This is a genomic window from Marivirga sericea, assembly GCF_900177665.1.
Classification (GTDB): Bacteria; Bacteroidota; Bacteroidia; order Cytophagales; family Cyclobacteriaceae; genus Marivirga; species Marivirga sericea.
Map to the genome: position 1 here is coordinate 433,757 of NZ_FXAW01000004.1, position 17,383 is coordinate 451,139.

The 17,383-nt window shown below is 33.2% G+C and carries 19 protein-coding genes; all 19 read right to left on the reverse strand.

The annotated features are described in order from the left end of the window. Positions 1-25: 25 nt before the first annotated feature. Positions 26-613 carry an HAAS signaling domain-containing protein gene (locus B9Y84_RS11755; RefSeq protein ID WP_085517447.1) on the reverse strand — a complete coding sequence of 196 codons (588 nt, stop codon included), beginning with the start codon at positions 611-613 and terminating at the stop codon, positions 26-28. Further along, the gene (locus B9Y84_RS11760) at positions 610-951 is read right to left on the reverse strand and encodes a PadR family transcriptional regulator (protein ID WP_085517449.1); all 342 of its coding nucleotides are present in this window, start codon (positions 949-951) and stop codon (positions 610-612) included. The genes B9Y84_RS11755 and B9Y84_RS11760 overlap by 4 nt, the downstream gene beginning before the upstream one ends. A gap of 290 nt (positions 952-1,241) precedes the next feature. After that, complete coding sequence (locus B9Y84_RS11765; RefSeq protein ID WP_085517450.1) at positions 1,242-1,607, reverse strand: cupin domain-containing protein; 366 nt, start codon at positions 1,605-1,607, stop codon at positions 1,242-1,244. Between the two features lie 183 nt (positions 1,608-1,790). Continuing rightward, positions 1,791-2,543 carry a VOC family protein gene (locus B9Y84_RS11770; RefSeq protein ID WP_221406426.1) on the reverse strand — a complete coding sequence of 251 codons (753 nt, stop codon included), beginning with the start codon at positions 2,541-2,543 and terminating at the stop codon, positions 1,791-1,793. A 358-nt stretch (positions 2,544-2,901) separates the two neighbouring features. Further along, positions 2,902-3,417 (reverse strand): FG-GAP repeat domain-containing protein, encoded by a 516-nt coding sequence (locus B9Y84_RS11780; RefSeq protein WP_085517456.1) that lies wholly within the window; start codon positions 3,415-3,417, stop codon positions 2,902-2,904. Positions 3,418-3,475: 58 nt separating this feature from the next. Then, positions 3,476-3,979: an FG-GAP repeat domain-containing protein gene (locus B9Y84_RS11785; RefSeq protein ID WP_176223783.1), complete on the reverse strand. Its 504-nt coding sequence runs from the start codon at positions 3,977-3,979 to the stop codon at positions 3,476-3,478. Between the two features lie 78 nt (positions 3,980-4,057). Next, positions 4,058-5,266 carry a M23 family metallopeptidase gene (locus B9Y84_RS11790; RefSeq protein WP_085517459.1) on the reverse strand — a complete coding sequence of 403 codons (1,209 nt, stop codon included), beginning with the start codon at positions 5,264-5,266 and terminating at the stop codon, positions 4,058-4,060. Between the two features lie 91 nt (positions 5,267-5,357). Continuing rightward, entirely contained in the window at positions 5,358-6,332 is a 975-nt protein-coding gene (locus tag B9Y84_RS11795; RefSeq protein WP_085517461.1) for an NAD(P)-dependent alcohol dehydrogenase, read from the reverse strand. Between the two features lie 18 nt (positions 6,333-6,350). Further along, entirely contained in the window at positions 6,351-6,977 is a 627-nt protein-coding gene (locus B9Y84_RS11800; RefSeq protein ID WP_085517463.1) for a hypothetical protein, read from the reverse strand. A 202-nt stretch (positions 6,978-7,179) separates the two neighbouring features. Beyond that, complete coding sequence (locus tag B9Y84_RS20635; RefSeq protein WP_176223784.1) at positions 7,180-7,347, reverse strand: hypothetical protein; 168 nt, start codon at positions 7,345-7,347, stop codon at positions 7,180-7,182. Between the two features lie 167 nt (positions 7,348-7,514). After that, a complete protein-coding gene (locus tag B9Y84_RS11805; protein ID WP_085517465.1) occupies positions 7,515-8,249 on the reverse strand; it encodes a DUF3667 domain-containing protein in 735 nt (244 codons plus the stop codon). 737 nt (positions 8,250-8,986) lie between these two features. Next, complete coding sequence (gene bla, locus B9Y84_RS11810; protein WP_085517467.1) at positions 8,987-9,712, reverse strand: subclass B1 metallo-beta-lactamase; 726 nt, start codon at positions 9,710-9,712, stop codon at positions 8,987-8,989. Between the two features lie 17 nt (positions 9,713-9,729). Next, entirely contained in the window at positions 9,730-10,977 is a 1,248-nt protein-coding gene (locus B9Y84_RS11815) for an exo-beta-N-acetylmuramidase NamZ family protein (RefSeq protein WP_085517469.1), read from the reverse strand. 75 nt (positions 10,978-11,052) lie between these two features. Further along, positions 11,053-12,204, reverse strand: a complete 1,152-nt coding sequence (locus tag B9Y84_RS11820) for an acyltransferase family protein (RefSeq protein ID WP_139828017.1) — start codon at positions 12,202-12,204, stop codon at positions 11,053-11,055. Between the two features lie 86 nt (positions 12,205-12,290). Beyond that, complete coding sequence (locus tag B9Y84_RS11825; RefSeq protein ID WP_085517473.1) at positions 12,291-12,824, reverse strand: DinB family protein; 534 nt, start codon at positions 12,822-12,824, stop codon at positions 12,291-12,293. A gap of 192 nt (positions 12,825-13,016) precedes the next feature. Continuing rightward, positions 13,017-13,715: an alpha/beta hydrolase gene (locus B9Y84_RS11830; protein ID WP_245830857.1), complete on the reverse strand. Its 699-nt coding sequence runs from the start codon at positions 13,713-13,715 to the stop codon at positions 13,017-13,019. Beyond that, positions 13,699-14,121, reverse strand: coding sequence for a nuclear transport factor 2 family protein (locus B9Y84_RS11835; RefSeq protein WP_085517475.1), 423 nt, complete (start codon positions 14,119-14,121; stop codon positions 13,699-13,701). The genes B9Y84_RS11830 and B9Y84_RS11835 overlap by 17 nt, the downstream gene beginning before the upstream one ends. Before the next feature lie 59 nt (positions 14,122-14,180). Further along, positions 14,181-15,482: a M20 metallopeptidase family protein gene (locus B9Y84_RS11840; RefSeq protein WP_221406427.1), complete on the reverse strand. Its 1,302-nt coding sequence runs from the start codon at positions 15,480-15,482 to the stop codon at positions 14,181-14,183. A 375-nt stretch (positions 15,483-15,857) separates the two neighbouring features. After that, a complete protein-coding gene (locus B9Y84_RS11845; protein WP_085517479.1) occupies positions 15,858-17,291 on the reverse strand; it encodes an alpha/beta hydrolase in 1,434 nt (477 codons plus the stop codon). Between the last annotated feature and the right edge of the window lie 92 nt (positions 17,292-17,383).

Below are 17,383 nucleotides of genomic sequence, written 5' to 3' on the forward strand. Positions count from 1 at the left end.
ATGCTATGTTTATAGATAAAAAATATTATTTTAATTTTCGTTTTAGGCGAAGCAATAGAGTAAGTAGAACATATAATAAAATTGCACTTATCAGCATTACAGGGATAAACCAGTTTCCCAGCACCTCAGAATAATGATGGTGAGACCGGTCTGGTAATATGCCGAGTAGAAAAAATTCTCCTTTTTTAAAAAATAACCCAACCTCATCAGGATGAAAGATCTTTTGAACGATCAAGAAGCCAAACGCTAGTAGCAGCAGATACATAATGCCAAATATGACAAATGAAATTCCACTCGCAATATTTAAGGATATGGCTTTGAAAACATGAATAGGATTGAAAGTTCGAGTTGCTTGTATGAGTTTTTTATCAGCAACCATTGATTTCAAGACATCCTCAGGATTTCCAAGTTTATCCAGAATCTCAACTAATTTTTCAATCTTTGTTTTATTCTCACCTTCTTGAAGTGCTTCATAAATATGGCTATTAAATTCCATCATTATATCAAAACGATCTTCTTTTGAAAGAGTAGAAGTCTGCCTTTTAATGCGCAGGATATAATTATCATATAGCTTTTGACATGTCTTATCTTGAAACTCGATCTCTTTCATCATTTTGACTTTGATATTTTATTAATAGCAACTCCCAAATCATTCCAATACACTGTCATTTCATGGAGCGACTTTTTCCCAGCATTACTAAGCACGTAATATTTTCTAGGAATTCCAGATTCTTGTTCAACCCATTTAGAACTAACTAAGCCTTCTTTTTTCAACCTGTTCATTAGTGGGTAAAGCGTTCCTTCCGCAATTTCTATGGCCGTGAATTTTTTAACTGCCTCAATCAATTCATAGCCATAATATTCATGCCCTTCTAACACGCTTAGAATGATAAAAGCCAGTGTCCCTTTTTTGACTTGAGACTTCCATTTAAGTATAAATTCCTCGTTCACAATACAAGTATATAACAAAATACATAGTAATGCAATGTATTGATTTATTTTTTTTAATTTAATTAGATTTCAGGCACTTGTTATTGATTTGTTGCTTGAGCGCAAGTTATTTTGCTATAATCAGACAACACATGCTTGTAATTCAATTACACTACCTTTAGGGTAGCTTGCACTAACGAATGTAATGGTTACTGTACACCAGATCTTTCCTTGTTATACTTTCCAAAGTCTTGCTTTCCTTTTTTATATCCTTTCAATATTTATGAGGCCACACCTTATTGCAGTATTCACTATATTTTGTCTAATTTAGAAACAGTCAATTCACTTCTAGAATCTCCAGTATTTAGGGTAGAGGCAGGTTCAAATAGCATTACACTCACTTCTTCTGGTGCATAAGGTTTATGTTCAATTCCTTTTGGAATAATAACAAATTCACCAACATTCAATTCTAAGGTTTGGCTTTTTAGTTGGATGAATAGTTTACCGCTAATGACAAAGAACAATTCATCTTCTTGTTCATGTTTATGCATGACAAAATCACCACGAAACTTAGCAAGTTTCACATGTTGTCCATTCAACTCCCCAACTATTTTTGGCGTCCAATATTCATTGAAGGATTTTAGCTTCGAATCCAAGTTAATTTTACTTAATTCCATAGTTAATCAGATAATTTATAAACTCTTTTGCCTTCCTTTCTTTGCTCTTCCATTTAGTTGGAACCATTTCTCTACCAAAAATATAAAGAGCAGTTATATGCTATCGAGCATAATCAGTATTGGATCCGATTACCTTTTTCGAGCTATTAAATGTTGAAATCATCTTTTGACTGCTCGACTTTTTTATAAATATACAATTAGAGGTAGATCAGGTCGTAAATCAAATGATTTGCCTTGAACGTTTTCGTCAAAATAAAGCAGCATCAAATTCTCTGTCCCATTTCTAACCCTTATGTTCTTTATGCCATTTATAGATTGAATCGTCTTAGTATTTGAATCCAACTTTGGTGATTTAATTATGATTTTAGTAATTTTTTTGGCCCCATTAGGGTGTCTATAGAACTGTCTAGCAAATGCATATTCATCTGGTATTTTGTTAAGGTCGGCCAAAGTTTCGAAGGTGTCAGACTCAATTTCTGGATAAACTACAAAAATAGAGGGTTCCTGTAAACGCAATTTTGAATTTTTTGCCGAATAGATGTTCGCCTGTTTCTCCATCCAATTTTGATGGTATCTAATTTTCTCAAATGGAATTTTCTCTACATCATAATCTTTTAATTTAAGAGCAATACTAAATGGTGACGCACCATTTTTTCTGTAATCATTTCTTTCAGCAAAATCTAATTGCTCATTTATGATGTTATTATTTGTAAACTCATTTTGATCATAAACAAAAATAAGTTCAAGATACGCGTTTAAAAAGTAAAAGTATTTTCCAGCCGTTCCTTGTCCTGTATGAACTTGAGAAAGGGAGTCGGGAATGGAGTTAAAACCGATATTAAGCAGCTTTTCTTTTGCTTTTTCTGGATTTGACACCCAAATATTGAAATGGTCGATCATCAATTCAGACGAAATACCTAAAATTGATTGTTCCATTTTTGACCGCTCATTTTTTTCGTTTCCGCAAGCACTAAATCCTAAAGTCAAAAATATAATTATTATACGATTAATTGATTTCATTTCATTTGTATTATGAGGTTCTGATATATGATAAATAGTATAGTTCACGTTTCATTTTCCCGAATAAAGACAAAAGTTTCAACTGTCAATTGTTTGAATAGGTGGTTACAGATTAGTTTACCTAGTTTCTTAACATCTGTCCAAGAACCCTTTATTAGGGTGTCTATAGAACTGTCTAGCAAAAGCATATTCATTTGGTATTTTATCCAGGGTGGCCAAAGATTCGAAGGTGTCAGGCTCAATGGATTTTTATATACGTTTTTGACAATAGTTATTACTTCCGAGTCCTGTAATGTAAATTCCAAGTTGCAGAGTTTGATTCTACTATATCTGGAAATCCATCGTTATTTAAGTCTCCTATTTCTATATTATAAGTATCATCTTTCAAATCTTCTCTTAAACCAATTTCTTTAAAATTCCCATCCTTTTGCCCTAAATAAACATAATTCCTTTCTTCTGAATTTCCTTCTACAATGTCTAAATATCCATCTTGGTTTAAGTCAGCTACCTTAATCGATGCAGTCAAACGTTCCTTTTTGAAATCAAATAATGTTTTAAAACTTAAATTTTTATCAGAAAAATAGATATTGTTCTTTGAACCTAAATTTCCTACAACAATATCCAAAAACCCATCTCTATCAAAATCTCCAATATCAACAGAACGTGAATCTCCATTTTCATTTCCGAAATTAATAATATGGGTGAAATTTAATTTACCATCATAGAGATAAACCTTGTTTTTTGATTGCCGTTCGGCTGTTATTAAATCTAAAAAACCGTCATTATTCATATCAGCAATTTTGGTTTGAATTGTTTGGTCGGATTCTTCTCCAAAAGTAATAATGATTTCAAAATTGCCTTGTCCGTTGTTTAAATAGATTTCGTTTTTTGGCTTTCCTATTTGAAATAATCAAGTCAAAATCTCCATCATTATCAATGTCCATTATTTCAAGGTTACGAGAAGGCGATAATGAACCAAATGGAATCCCTTTCTTTAAATTGCTATCGGCAGATCCAAAATATATTCTGTTTTTAATATTATCATTTACAACGACAACATCCATAAACCCATCGTTATTTAAATCTGCACTTTTAATAGAATATGAAGCATCAAGATACTTTCCAATTGGTTGGGCTGTTTTAAAACCTCCATTTCCATCACCGAAGTATAAATAGTTTTGTTCTGCCCAATGTCTACCATTTGCCACTAATGCATCTAAATTGCCGTCTTTATCAAAATCAATTAGAGAAATTGATGCAGTTCTGTTGGATTGTGTGCCAATTGAAAAGACTCCGTCAGCATTTATGAAACTGACATCCTGTGAAACTGCTTTAAATGATATGGTTAACATTATTATTGAAATTATTATTGATTTCATCATTGTTTAGGTTTGTATAATAAGTGTATTATAAAACAAATTTACTTCGAATTATTCAACTTCGATTAGTCCAAATCCAATCGGCAATTCGTTAGTTTTCTTAACTGGATTTAGGCTATCTAATGAAACACTATTATTATTAAATAAATCCATTACTTGTTGTTCGGAATAATTATTAAGCTGTGTAAATCTATCAATATGAAACGGAATTCCTTCTCCGCCAAAAAAGGTGTTACTTTTAGTTTCCAAATGAAAATGTAAATGCGGTGCGTCTGAATTTCCACTATTACCTAATAAACCAATAACTTGTCCTTTTTTAACTGTATCTCCAATTTTTACTTTTAGACTATTTGGAACTAAATGACCGTAGAACGCATAACGACCGCTGCCAATATCGATTATGACGTAATTTCCTCCAATTGTTTCACGAGTTATACGGACAGCCATATCCCTGGATAGAGGTTCGTTTTCTATAATCTCGTCTTTAACTCCGACAATTTTTCCATCCGCTACTGAAATTATTTCAATGCCGTAGGTTTCCCAATTCTCATTCTCCTTAGTGTCGTTATAAGCAAAATTACCACTAGGGGTAATAAGTGTCCAATCTATTGCGAACCTTTGCGGATAGTTAACTCGACCTTCTGTTAGAAATCGAGCACCTTGATGGCTTTCTGCTTCATAAAGCCATTTTCCTTTGGTTTTGAAAGGTAAACCTATAGAGAATTTGTTTGTTTCTGGTATTTTTATAACTGCAACTTCCATTGGATGCATTGCTATTTCTCCATTGCTTTTCGTTCTTTCAAAATAGAGTTTGTGAAAGATTTTTTCTGGAAATGATTGTTCTTTCTTGAAAATAAGATTGAGGTTTAGAATGCCAAATTCATTTCCTGAAAGTAATTTTAAATCATCTAAATCGTTATTTCCAGGTCTATCAAAATGTTCCTCAATATATTTAGTATCGAATAAAGCTATTGGGACTTCGTCTTTTTGTAAATCGTATATCTCAACTTTTTTTAAAGTAAAAGGTATTCTATAATTATTTGAAATATTCAACTCATACCTTAAGTGAACAGAATTGTTTGCAAATATCGGATTACTTAAAAAAGATACATCTGCTTGTATAACTTCAATCGGCAAATCAGTTTTCTTGAGTTTTTTCTGTAATTCCGTTTGAGTTTGCGAATTTTCTTGCGGTACCTTTGTTTTTTCTTTACAACCAAAAATGGTTAGAAAAAATACTACTAGAATTATTTGTTTCATTTGATTTTTATTGAGATGTTTCGATATCTGATAAAGTACTGGATCTATCGAAAAGTTAATTCATATTCTTAACTCAAATATCTATCTTTTTTTACCCTACGCTTATTTTCTGAATCTCTTGATCAAAATTAATTGGAGAGTCAGGATTATCACCTATACTTAAAACCACATTCCCCTTCTTCCTTCCACTTTCTACATATCGATGTGCTTCCACTATGTCTTCTAAAGCATACACTTTATCAATTATTGCCTTATATACTCCCTTTTTCCATAACCTCATGATCAGTCGCAATTGATCAACTGACTCCGAGGCATACTCCAAACCACCGACAGTTTTATAAACACCTCCTTTTTCAAGCAGGTGCTTACATCTGTTCCGTTTGGTCTTACCAAAAGCATCAAAAATAATATCAAATTTCATGTCTAATTTCGTGAAATCTTCTTTGTCGTAATAGATGATATTTGAAACTCCTAAATACTCCATAAGCGCTCGACCATCTGAACCACATACCGCATAAACTAGGCCTCCATAATAGGTTGCTAATTGAATAGCAGCAGTACCAACTGAGCCTGTAGCTCCGATAATTAATACTTTAGGTTGCTTACGCTCTGCTATCTTGAGTTTATCTAAGAAATATATTGCTGTTTGTCCCCCAAAAATTAGAGAAGCAGCCTCATCAAAACTCAATTTTTCCGGCATTTTAGACACCACACTGTTTTCTTTTACAGTAACATACTCTCCATAAGCTCCGAAATCATATCCAGTTAAACCACAAACCCTATCCCCCAAATTAAACTTATGTACCTTTAGGCCCATACCAATGACAATGCCAGAATAAACGGTTCCTAAAATTGGTTTTCTAGGTTTGGTAAATCCCAACACAAATTTCATTAGTAATCGAAGAATGCCACTAACAGCCATTCCACGAACTCTAACATCTGCTGAATTTACTGCTGTGGAAATAATTTTGACAAGTATCTCATCATCTTTCGGGACGGGATTGGCAACCTGATCGATCTCTAAAGTCTCTGGTGGGCCATATTTTGTACAGATAGCTGCTTTCATTTTAACACATGCTTACAATCAGAAATTGAAACCAAAATGCAATCCTGGTTCACCGAAAAGGAATTTAGACCATTTATCATTCAACTGTTGAAATCCATCAGGCATTTTTGAACTGTAAGGACGATGAGTAATTGCGATTGATGGTTGAATGAAAAATCTGTCTTTAAAAAGTTTAACGTGATAACCAACACGGTAAGTATTGAAAATATGAAATCCATTGCCAATTTTATTGCCGTCTTCATTCACAAAAGTTTGCCATGCATTCATTACATTAAGTTCAGCATATAAACCTTTCCACAAAAATCGCTGGTAAGCCAATGCGAAGCCAAAATCACGAATATAACCTGGGAACTCCTCCTCAGGTGTTCCATATGCATCATTTGTAAGCGGGTTAATTCCAAGTGACCAAGCATACTTCCAAGTTTTTAGTTCTAAGGAAATTACATCTTTTCCTGTAATTCGATACCCAAGGTTCAGTTGAACATAATCAGGTCTATTTACAGGAGATAAATTACCTAGCATAAATAAGGTGCTGCCAACAAAACACTCTTTATAAGTACTATCACTCTTCGAATATTGCGCTTTTAGCCCCGAATTAAAACTCATGAACAGAACAATTCCTATCATTAAAATTTTTACCTTCATTTTCTTATCTATTTTTAGTTATGATTTATAAGGCAAAAATAGACTGAGGATGCGTTAGCAATCGTTCACTTTAGTTAATAAAAAAGTAGAAAGCGCTTTTTTTAACTCATTTAACTTAGATGGATTACAGATTCGAGACTCTTTGAGATCAATTCTTTGAGATTTTTAATGACTAATTCTAAAAGTCAATGAAAACCCTTTGTTATGATTTTTTATTTCTTTCAATAAGTGCAATCACAACTATTGATAGACCAATTATCACTCCACTAAAAGAGTCTATAATTTCTCCTGTCTTAAATGCTCCGTAAATACCGGTGGCCACTGAAAGAAATCCAATCAAAATGAGTAAGTATCTTGTTTTTTTATCCATGTTTGTATTTTACTATTCTTCAATTTTGCAGTAAAATTCTGGTTAATTTGCAGCAACACTACAGCCTCGCTGCAGATTTACAGTTATCAATTAGTAATTGTAGGCATATTCAATTAAATTTTTTTTTGATCAGGTCCATGTGTTTCAATTTGTATTTTCAATCCCATTCAACTCTTAGCGAACAATAATATTACAATGGCGGCTACTTGTAATGCCGAAAATATTCCTATTGCTAATACAGACCTCACAATCAATCCAACTTTTCGAAAATTAAAAGAGGAATAAAATTGATAGTAAACTATGAAAACGTAAGCAAAAGTGAAATATGGCGTTGCTCGAAACATGAGAATGAGGATATCCTTTCCACTATAGAAAACACTTAAAACTGTCAAAGGAAATGTTAAAATAATTAAGGCCCCTGAAACATAAGTATTTAAAATAATATTTTCAGCAAAATTTATTTTACTTTTTTTAAAACTAAAGTATGATGCAATAGCCATTAAAGGGATGTTAATCAAATAGATAGCCTTAGGGTAATCCTTCATAAAGGACTCAATGGATTGTGTAAAACCTTTAACATTATCGTCTTCTCCCACTAAGTCTGCTATTTTAATTTCTGAATAGCCATCGACTAAATAGACAACTGTTATCAGCAAGATTAACAAGCTAAAAGCATTGAAATGATTAATTCTTTTGCCATTTAAATATTCTCTTATACTATGACCGGGTCTGGTAAAGAGTTCTTTAATTGTAAAGAAAAATCCTCTGTTAAGCATATAAATACCATTAAAGATCCCCAGACTAAAAATATCTTTCAAAGAAAATCGGTGTATTGAATTCTTTTGCCCACAAACAGCACAAAAGTTTTTCTCCACTAAGCTATCACAATTTAGGCATCTCATGCTTTTAGAAAATTTAATAATTTAGAATTAAATCAGTAAGTAATCCGACACTTCTTGTACTACCATAACAAGTCCAATTAAGGTTTATCTGCATATTTCTAATCCTTATACCAGAAGTCTTCTTATGTCTGAGAAATGAATTGCTTTGCTTGAAACACTATTTGATAACATATGAAATGATTTCAAATATGTGACAATCAATATAAAAGCCATGATCCATTTTCTATTTAGAGTTGAAAACCAAATCATCTAGCTTATTCCCCTTCGACCTTATAAATACACCTTCTAGTTACAATCTATATTGTATTGATAAGGTGTAATAAAATATTATCTGTCATGATCCCTATTACTTGCTTAAAAGTATATCGACCTTAAAACTTATCTATCACCCAAATTGTACTATTTGCTCTTTGCCGATAACTTTCTTTGCTGGATAAGAACAAGCTCTAGTCAAAAAAAAATAACTTAGGAAGTTGTTGAAGCTCGAGAATGAGCTTCTCAGAAAGTCAAAAATGATCAAATAGGATTTAACGTTTTCACGGAAAACCCGTCCGAATAAACTGATTAATGGTCTTGAGATGCCAAAGGGTTTAAATCCTCTTTAATCGCCATTCTAGCTGAGAGTAGCTTTACCTTTTGTTTTTATATTAAGTATAAAAGATGCTACCTAGCTAGTGGTTTTCTTGTTTTTATTTTGTCCTAATCCAAAAAACTTGAGTACACAGATGGAATTTCAATTAATTTTCAAAAAGTTGGATAGTATAATCTAAAAGCTCTGGACCTCCGGTTTTTCCATGACCAGGTATTACCATTTCTATCTCAGGAAAATAGTTTTTTATATTTTCGACTGTTTCGGGCCAATCATCTGTTGTAGCATCGGATATATTTCCTTTTTTCGCATTCATATGCTTTATTAGGCATCCTCCAAACAAAGTTTTTCTACTTGGTATGTATCCAACGATATTATCTTCTGTATGTCCTTCTCCGAAAAATTTTGCGTATATAACTTCATTTCCAACGTCAAATTCCATCGACTTTTCAAAACTATACTCAGGTAATATTTGGATATTTTCTTTTGCAAGTTCGATAGTCCTTATTGTAGCAAAAGATTTAATTGATTTTGAATGAAACATTTGCAAACCTCCTAAGCAGTCAACATGAAAATGAGTAACAATTACGGCTTTAATCTTCTTTTCACCAACCCACTGAATTAATTCCGATGCTGCTTTATTATTAGTAGGAGTATCAAATATAATGGCTTCATCACTATTAATATAAATCAGCCCATTGCATGGGTATTTCCCGTAATTTTTACTTTGTAAGTATGAAGTATGGACAAATAGATTGTTGTGTATCTTTTCTATTTTTAAAATTTCGGACTCATAATCACTAAAAGCCTGTTGGCTATAGTTGCAGCTCATCAAAAGCAAAATAACAAAAGAAATAAGTACTAATTTTCGCATATTCAGCAGGTGTTTTTTTAGGGATAAAGAAGATAATTCAAGCGCATCGATTTATACTCTGAAAGCTGGGGCTCCCAACTATTTCGGATTTCGCGCTCTGAGGCACCATCTATTATTTGCTCCCTAAACAAAGATGAGCCAACTAAATATTCAATAGAGCCCATCTGATTACTCAAATTTGAATTGAAAAAATTTTCCTTCTTTGGATGAACACTATAGAGTTCTAAAATCCAGGATAGGTTAATCTGTTTTTCTTCTCTAAGTTTATTTACATCGTGATTGCGAAGATCGATTCCATAACACTCTTGTCCGTTAAAAATTGGATTCTCCGCCATTCCTTTTATTCCGATCGGTGTAAAACTAAAATTATAGATATCCTTTAGCGCAGGACTCCCAAGAATCTGGAATGGATAATTTGTGCCACGCCCGTGATTAAGATAAGTGCCTTCAAACATACATGTTGAAGGATATAGCAAAATAGCTTGTTGTGAATTAAGGTTTGGTGATGGATTTACAGGCAACTTATAGGGTAAGTCATGAGAATAGTTAGCAACTGGGACTATTTCTATATCACATTGCACGCCATTTTCTAACCAACCCTGACCGTTGGCCATCATCGCAAACTCCCCCACTGTGAGTCCATGTGACATGGGAATTGGAAATTGACCTATTCCCGATTTATATTTCAGATCTAAAACAGGACCGTCTATTAAATAGCCATTTGGATTAGGTCGATCCAAGATGATTAGCTTTTTACCATTCTCATAGCACGACTCCATCAAGTTTGCTAGAGCATTGATATTAGTGTAAAACCTGCAGCCAACATCCTGAAGGTCATAAATCACAATATCTACATCTATTAAATCCTCCTTACTGGGTTTTTTCTTTTTGCCATACAAGGATATTATGGCAATTCCTGTCGCTTCATCCACTTCGTTACTGACCTTTGCTCCTGCACTGTAATTTCCACGAAACCCGTGTTCAGGGGCAAATACTTTTACGATATCTACTTCTAAAAGCAATAAGCTATCAATCAAATGTCGCTTTCCAATTATTGTTGTGGGATTAGCCATTACAGCGACTCTTTTGCCTGCTAGTAGCGGAACGTATTTATCCGTCCTTTCTGCTCCTGTAATTATTGTGCTTTGGGTAACTTCAGGTACTTTTAATGCCGTCTTTTTCGGTTCCGAAATCAAAAAAGTAAAGGCAAATAAAACAGTAACTATTAGTAAAAAAGCAAACTTTAACCTCAAAGAGATGACCATAAATTTTAAAATTTGATAATGAAATTCTGAACCCGAAAGAGGTTCAATGTTCTATTTCTCTTTTCAGAAGAATTTCTAATTGTTTAGTTTCCTTCGTAGCCAAATGTTCACAGGTTCCGAAAACTTGTGGAAAATTATTTTCCCCAGAAAGTATGAAATAAGTAATAGAGAAATTAGATAGGGAATTAGCCAATTTGACCCAATACTTAACTTTTCGAAAAGTTGCGCTCCAAAAATTACAATAAACATATGAGTTAAATAAATCTCATAACTATAAATACCCATGTTTCTAAGCCAGCCAAAAATATAATGTCTGTTTTCTTCTTTTGACTTGTGTTTTTCGTGCATCCAAAATAGAATGAGAGAAACTCCAACGGAGAGAATGGTGATATTTAACCCTAAATCCACAATTCCAGCTTTATAGATGAAGCCCTTAAAAACGAAAATCAGAATGACCATTGACCATCCTAGAGTTAAAAAAAAATAATTCAAAGCTTTGGAAAAGGTGAGTTTTGAAGTAATAATTGCTGTCATGCAGCCTAAAGCTATTGAATCTACGAATGCTAGATGATTTTTATCTGCCAGTTCGTTTCCCTCGAAAAGTTGTGTACGCGCCCAAGGTGACACAACCAAAAATAAGCCTACAATCACTAAAAATCGCCATTCCTTTTTAAGAAACAGACAAATAATTGGGAAGAACAGGTAGAAAGTTTCCTCTATTGAAATTGACCACAATACATCCCAGTTTGCTGGAAGATAGCCAACTTGGATTTCTAACCAATTGATATGAAAAGTCAACGCAGAGAAAATAGCTCGACCTAAGGATGTTTGATCTGCGTTTATGACAAAACCCTGAACATCCAAAACATGTAAAATGGATAATACTAACAATAATACGGTAAGCAACGGAATAATTCTTGAAAAACGCTGCCAATAAAACATTTTAATGTCAATTTTGGAGAGTGACGTCCATTTTCTAATAATGGAATTTGTAATTAGATAGCCTGAAAGCGTAAAAAAAACTACAACACCATAAAATCCACTCCAAAACAGTAAGGAAAACAATTTAGCTGGTAGCAGTTCCTTTAAAAAAGTATTTGAAATCCCGAAATGAATATTAAGGTGCAAGAGGATCACAGCCAAAATACTTAAACCTCGCAATACATCAATTCCAATATTTCGTTTCTCTATTTTTTCCATCAAAATTCTAGTAGCCTCTGCTATCAAAGCTCAGCATTTTAGATTAAAATGTCTTTTATTCAGCTTTGGCGACCTTGTTATGTAAAGACCAATTTAGACCATACTTTCTAGTGCTATTGGTATAATACATATCTTGGTGGTTTTAATCCATTCAATCGCATATAAACAAGCATTTGTGCTCTGTGATGCGTTATGTGATCAGTGAGTAATAACAAAATCTGTCTTTTAGTTCTATTCGCTCCAAAGTACTCTAATCGTTCTTCAAGTCTATTGGTATCGAAATTTTTAATGAACTCAATGGTTTTATCAAATGTGTAGTCGATCGTTGCGATCATCTCTTTTTTTGACTTCTGATCAACCTTCAGTTCTACGTCCGTTTCCCAATTTCTGGCCTCACGCCCTCCCATTAGCGATTCACTATGCCAATCCATTGCCCAAGCAATGTGCATTAAATTCTCCGCGAAGCTCATCGATTCTTTTGTTGCCTTAAAGTCATATTTATCTTCTGGCATTGTTTCAGCAACTAGAATCAAATAGTCTTTTGACCTCTCCAACCTTTCTAAGTATTCTTTAATAAACTTATTCTCCTGCGCAAATGCAGATGAGACAGATAAAAGTATTGCTGTAAAAACCATTGTTCTTTTCATAGTAGTTTCTGTTCTTTTTTTAATATAAAACCTGCATATTTTTTAATATTCAATTATAAATAATTTATGATATGCGACCTTCCTAAAGGGGGAGTTTACTGACTACTAGATACTTTGATATTTTCAAGACACCAAGCTGCAGCACGTAGTGCCAAATAAAAGAAATATGTGTTTTATAAATAAGTAACATTTTCATATAATATTATAATTTCCCTTTGCCCATTCTATTGTGGGCTCAATCCAATCTTTTAGAGGCTTAAACAAGAAACCGTGACCCAATCCTGTTTCTAGTTCAATTTCTTTAAAATTGACGATTTCACAGCTTGACCTTCTCTTTCGTTCCACAGCCGAAACCCCATAGGGATCTGATTTTTCATAAATTGTTAAAATGTTACCACAATAGTTGATTTCTGGTATATTTTGAAGGTCCGACTCCCTAAAGCTTGCTATGAAGACAAAGTTTAGGTTGGGATTATTACAAAAAGTCGAAACATATTGTGCAATATAACCACCTTGGGATGTGCCGACAACCGTGATTTTATTAGGTTCTATTCCCTTTCTTATTAAACTGTCAATTTGGTCTACTATTCCTGTTGCGTAATCTCTGGCATTTAGGTTAGCATCCCTCTTTTCACTAATAACCGTAAAATTATTTTTTTCAAATTCCTGAATTATTTCATAGTATTCCGTCCGTCCAAATTCTGGATGAATCTCATTTAAATCATGCGTTTCTAAAAATCGGTTATGTAGAAAAAAAATAACGCGTTCTTCTTGTCTCCCACATGATAAAAGTAAAGAAAACAGCATTGCACTAGTTGTAGTTATTATAAAATTTAACCTAAGAAAGGCTGATTTTTCTATTCCCTGTATTTTATTAAGGGTAAGAGACATAAGTAAAAGATTTTTGGATTATTTTCCATCTACCTTCATATTTTAGCAAGAGTAAGTAATCTGAATAAATTCTTCGCTTATCAGGCATATCAACTTGGATTTTAGCGCTTGCAGCATTATTTTCATAATCTATGGAAATAATTGTACCGATGCGATTACTTTTTTTACCCGGTGTTACATTACTTATATCGTGCTTACCTGACCAAATTTTTAAACTATCCTGCGAAACAAAGTACAATTTGAAATTTTCGTGGAATGCATCTCTCAATCTTTCAGGTTCTCCATTAGCTGTCCCTTCAATATAATCATTTAAAGTCTCTTGGATTAGCTCAATTTCGGTTTGGGCATTGAGATTCAAAGCTCCGAGTGTTAAAATTGCAAAAAGTATAATCTTGGCGTTTTTCATATTTTTGTTTTATTATATATGATCTTTCAACTTTCTAAAATAAAGCCTAAATAGCATGCCTATTTCTCACTTTCAGCCCGGTTCAACATCAAGGAGGAAAAAGTTTTGACCCCGACTCTTATACATTCTTCATCTACTCTAAAATTTGGAGCATGATTCATTGCATTTATCTCCTTTTCCTTATTTGAACCACCCAATAAAAAATATACTCCAGGTATTTTCTCTTGAAAATAGATAAAGTCATCATTGAAATAGGGTATTTGTCCATAGTCCTGCATGAGTAGTTCACTGCCAAACCTATTTTCAAGGAATCGACTAGTTTCACTTGTTAATTTCTCATCATTCATTACAGTTGGATTTTCTTGAATAAAAGATGCAGAAATGAATTTATCTTCATAGCCACTGCTATTAATTACTTCTATTATGTTTGACAATATATTAGATACATTTGACTTCTTTGTTTCATAAGCATCAGCTAACAATTCCCATTGATTACTTTCTTCGTGGATTACAAAATTTTCTTCCATAAAAAAATAGTCTTTGAACATAGTATTTGCGTTGGACAGCCCTCGTGTAGTATCAAATGCTAGTGGTATCTCCCACGGTTTGTTTCCATCTACAGTCCTTAATGTCTCAATTCTAATTTTCTCATATAAATCTTTCAACTCTTTTTGAGAGATACTCTTCTTAAAAGAAAGTTTTATTCGCTTCTGATAGGCATAGAGCTCATTCGCTTTAGTCATAATTTTCCCTACAGGCAAAGCGGTAACATGCAAGGTGTAGATCTCATCGAGATTCATATTTAAAAAATCCTTGGTCTGAACAATATTCTTTGCTCCTTTAAATGGTTCTTCCTCAGGTTGAAAGATAAAATATATTGTGCCGCTCAAAAGATCTCTATTCTTGGCCAATACCTCAGCAATTCCAAGACCAATCGCCATGTGCACATCATGCCCACAACCATGTTGTACACCTTCATTTTTAGATTTGAAAGGCACGTCATCCAAAAAATCATTAGGTAAAGCATCCATATCTGCTCTCCAAGCTATATTTCTGCCAGCTGATTCACCGTGAAGTATCCCTATTACTCCATTTCCAGCAATGTCAGTTTTAACCTCTAAACCTAACTCCTCTAAATACTTAGCAATAATCTTCGCACTCCTTACTTCATTTCCTGCAAGCTCAGGATTTTCATGAAAATCTCTTCTAAGTGCTACTAATTTGGTACGGATTTCATCTGTGGTTTTTTCGATCCTTAAGTAATTGTTACTTTCATTTTTGTTAATACAACCATTTAAGATTGTAAATGACAACATCAATAAAATAAACCAACCTCTTAAATTCATGTTTATAAGCATCATACATTATATTTATCCCTACAAAAAATATGTCTGGAATAGAATCATCATAACTTCAAAGTATTTTTTACTCTAGAAATAATAGTCTACATCTACATCATCAGCTATTTTTAGACCAAATACTTGGTGTAGTATATAAATATGTTCCACCAAGTAAGTAACGCCTTAGAAAAGAATGTGACATCTACTTTAATGTAAAAATAGAGCATCAATGCGTTAAAAAAGTAGTCTCTTTTGTATGATTATTCGCTCAAAACTCTAACACATTTAGCAGTACACTAATGTCAATTATTAAAATACTATAAATAAAGTTCAATTTGCATTGAAACTCTATAGTAACACTTCAGGCTTAATGGAATACCATTTTTATCTTTTCAATTACTTTTCACTAAGCGATTTCAAATCACTCTTTCTGAAATACCGGTTTTCCTCAAAATGCTTGAAGCAGTACGCCAAGTTTTCATCACCTAGTTCTTTATTTACATTATTTTCCAAACAAGCCTTAGCTATGAAGTAGCTGAATTCAAGTTGAGCGTCCGCAAACTTATTTTTCCCTTCCTGGAAAAAATTAATTGCTTTTTGATCTTCTGTTAAATCATTCATAAAGAAGCTATAATACTGCATCAGATTCGCTTTTAAAATGCGTTGGTCCAAATCATCTTGACTCTCGAGCATCTTCTTTGCAAGCAGCATTGCCTTCTTATAATCACCTAACTTTTTATTATAGATAAACAGCATATGTGTTTGCTGTGTATAGCCATGTACCTTGGTTTCATAATCGATAAGTTGATTAAAAACCTTTTTATTTTTGGACTCAATACTCATTTCGATTAAGCTGTAAAAATCATCTTCCTTCATTTTTGTATTAATTCCGTAAGCTTCATTATTCTTATCTTCGTACTCTCTTAAGTAGTCATTTACATCAAAATCTTTGGCTGTTGACTTTCTTGCGAAATCACTAATATTTCTATACTCATTAAAGAGGAATTTCAGCCCTTGTGATAATGATATAGCTGGCATTTCATTATGATTAGCATTAAATCGCATCACTTTTAGCTTTTTATTTTCGACATTTCCCTCAAGATGTTGAGCCAATTCTTTGAATTCAAAATCCTTCGAACCATATCCAATAAACACTTGGGTTGCTTGATTCGCCTTCAAAAAGGATGTCACTTTGTTTTTGAAGGTATCTGAATATCCGCCTAAAGAAAGTGAGATAATTCCCCTAAAAGGATTGTTCTTTTGAAAAGGTAAAGACATCACAAAATGGGCTGTGTTTGAATGTCCAATAATAGCGTTGTAACCAGAGGTGCTAAATTTTGAATCTACAAAGGGTAAGACTTCCTTAAATATAAAATCCTTCAGGCGCTGGGAACCTTCCCTATATATTGTTTCATCAGAATTTGGAATTTCGCTAACGTTAGGCGTGGTTTCATACCCTCTATCATTATGAAATATACCAACAACTATTGCCTCTGGTATCACATCTGAACCATAATCGTAACCGTCATCATCTATGGTCAGTTTACTTAAATGAGAAACGTAGCTTGATGTGATATTAAAAAGCGTATTGCCATCTAAGGTGTAGAGTACAGGATATTTTTTTAAACTATCGTAATACTCTGGAAGATAAATTTTTACAGTCCGCTGTTGGCCAGGAAAATGTTCAGATTGGAGATTATAAACCTTGTAATCTAAAACGCTGCTTCCTACTCTAGCTTGAGCACATAGTACTGGCGATGCTAATATGAGTATTAAAATACTCAAGAAAATATTCATGGTCGATTGTTTGCTGCCAAGCTGTGGAATCATCTGTAGAAAAATTTATTCATTAAATATAAAAATCAATAAATGTCTTTTTTTATGTAAAAAAGCATCACTAAGTTAAGATCAACCTTCAACCT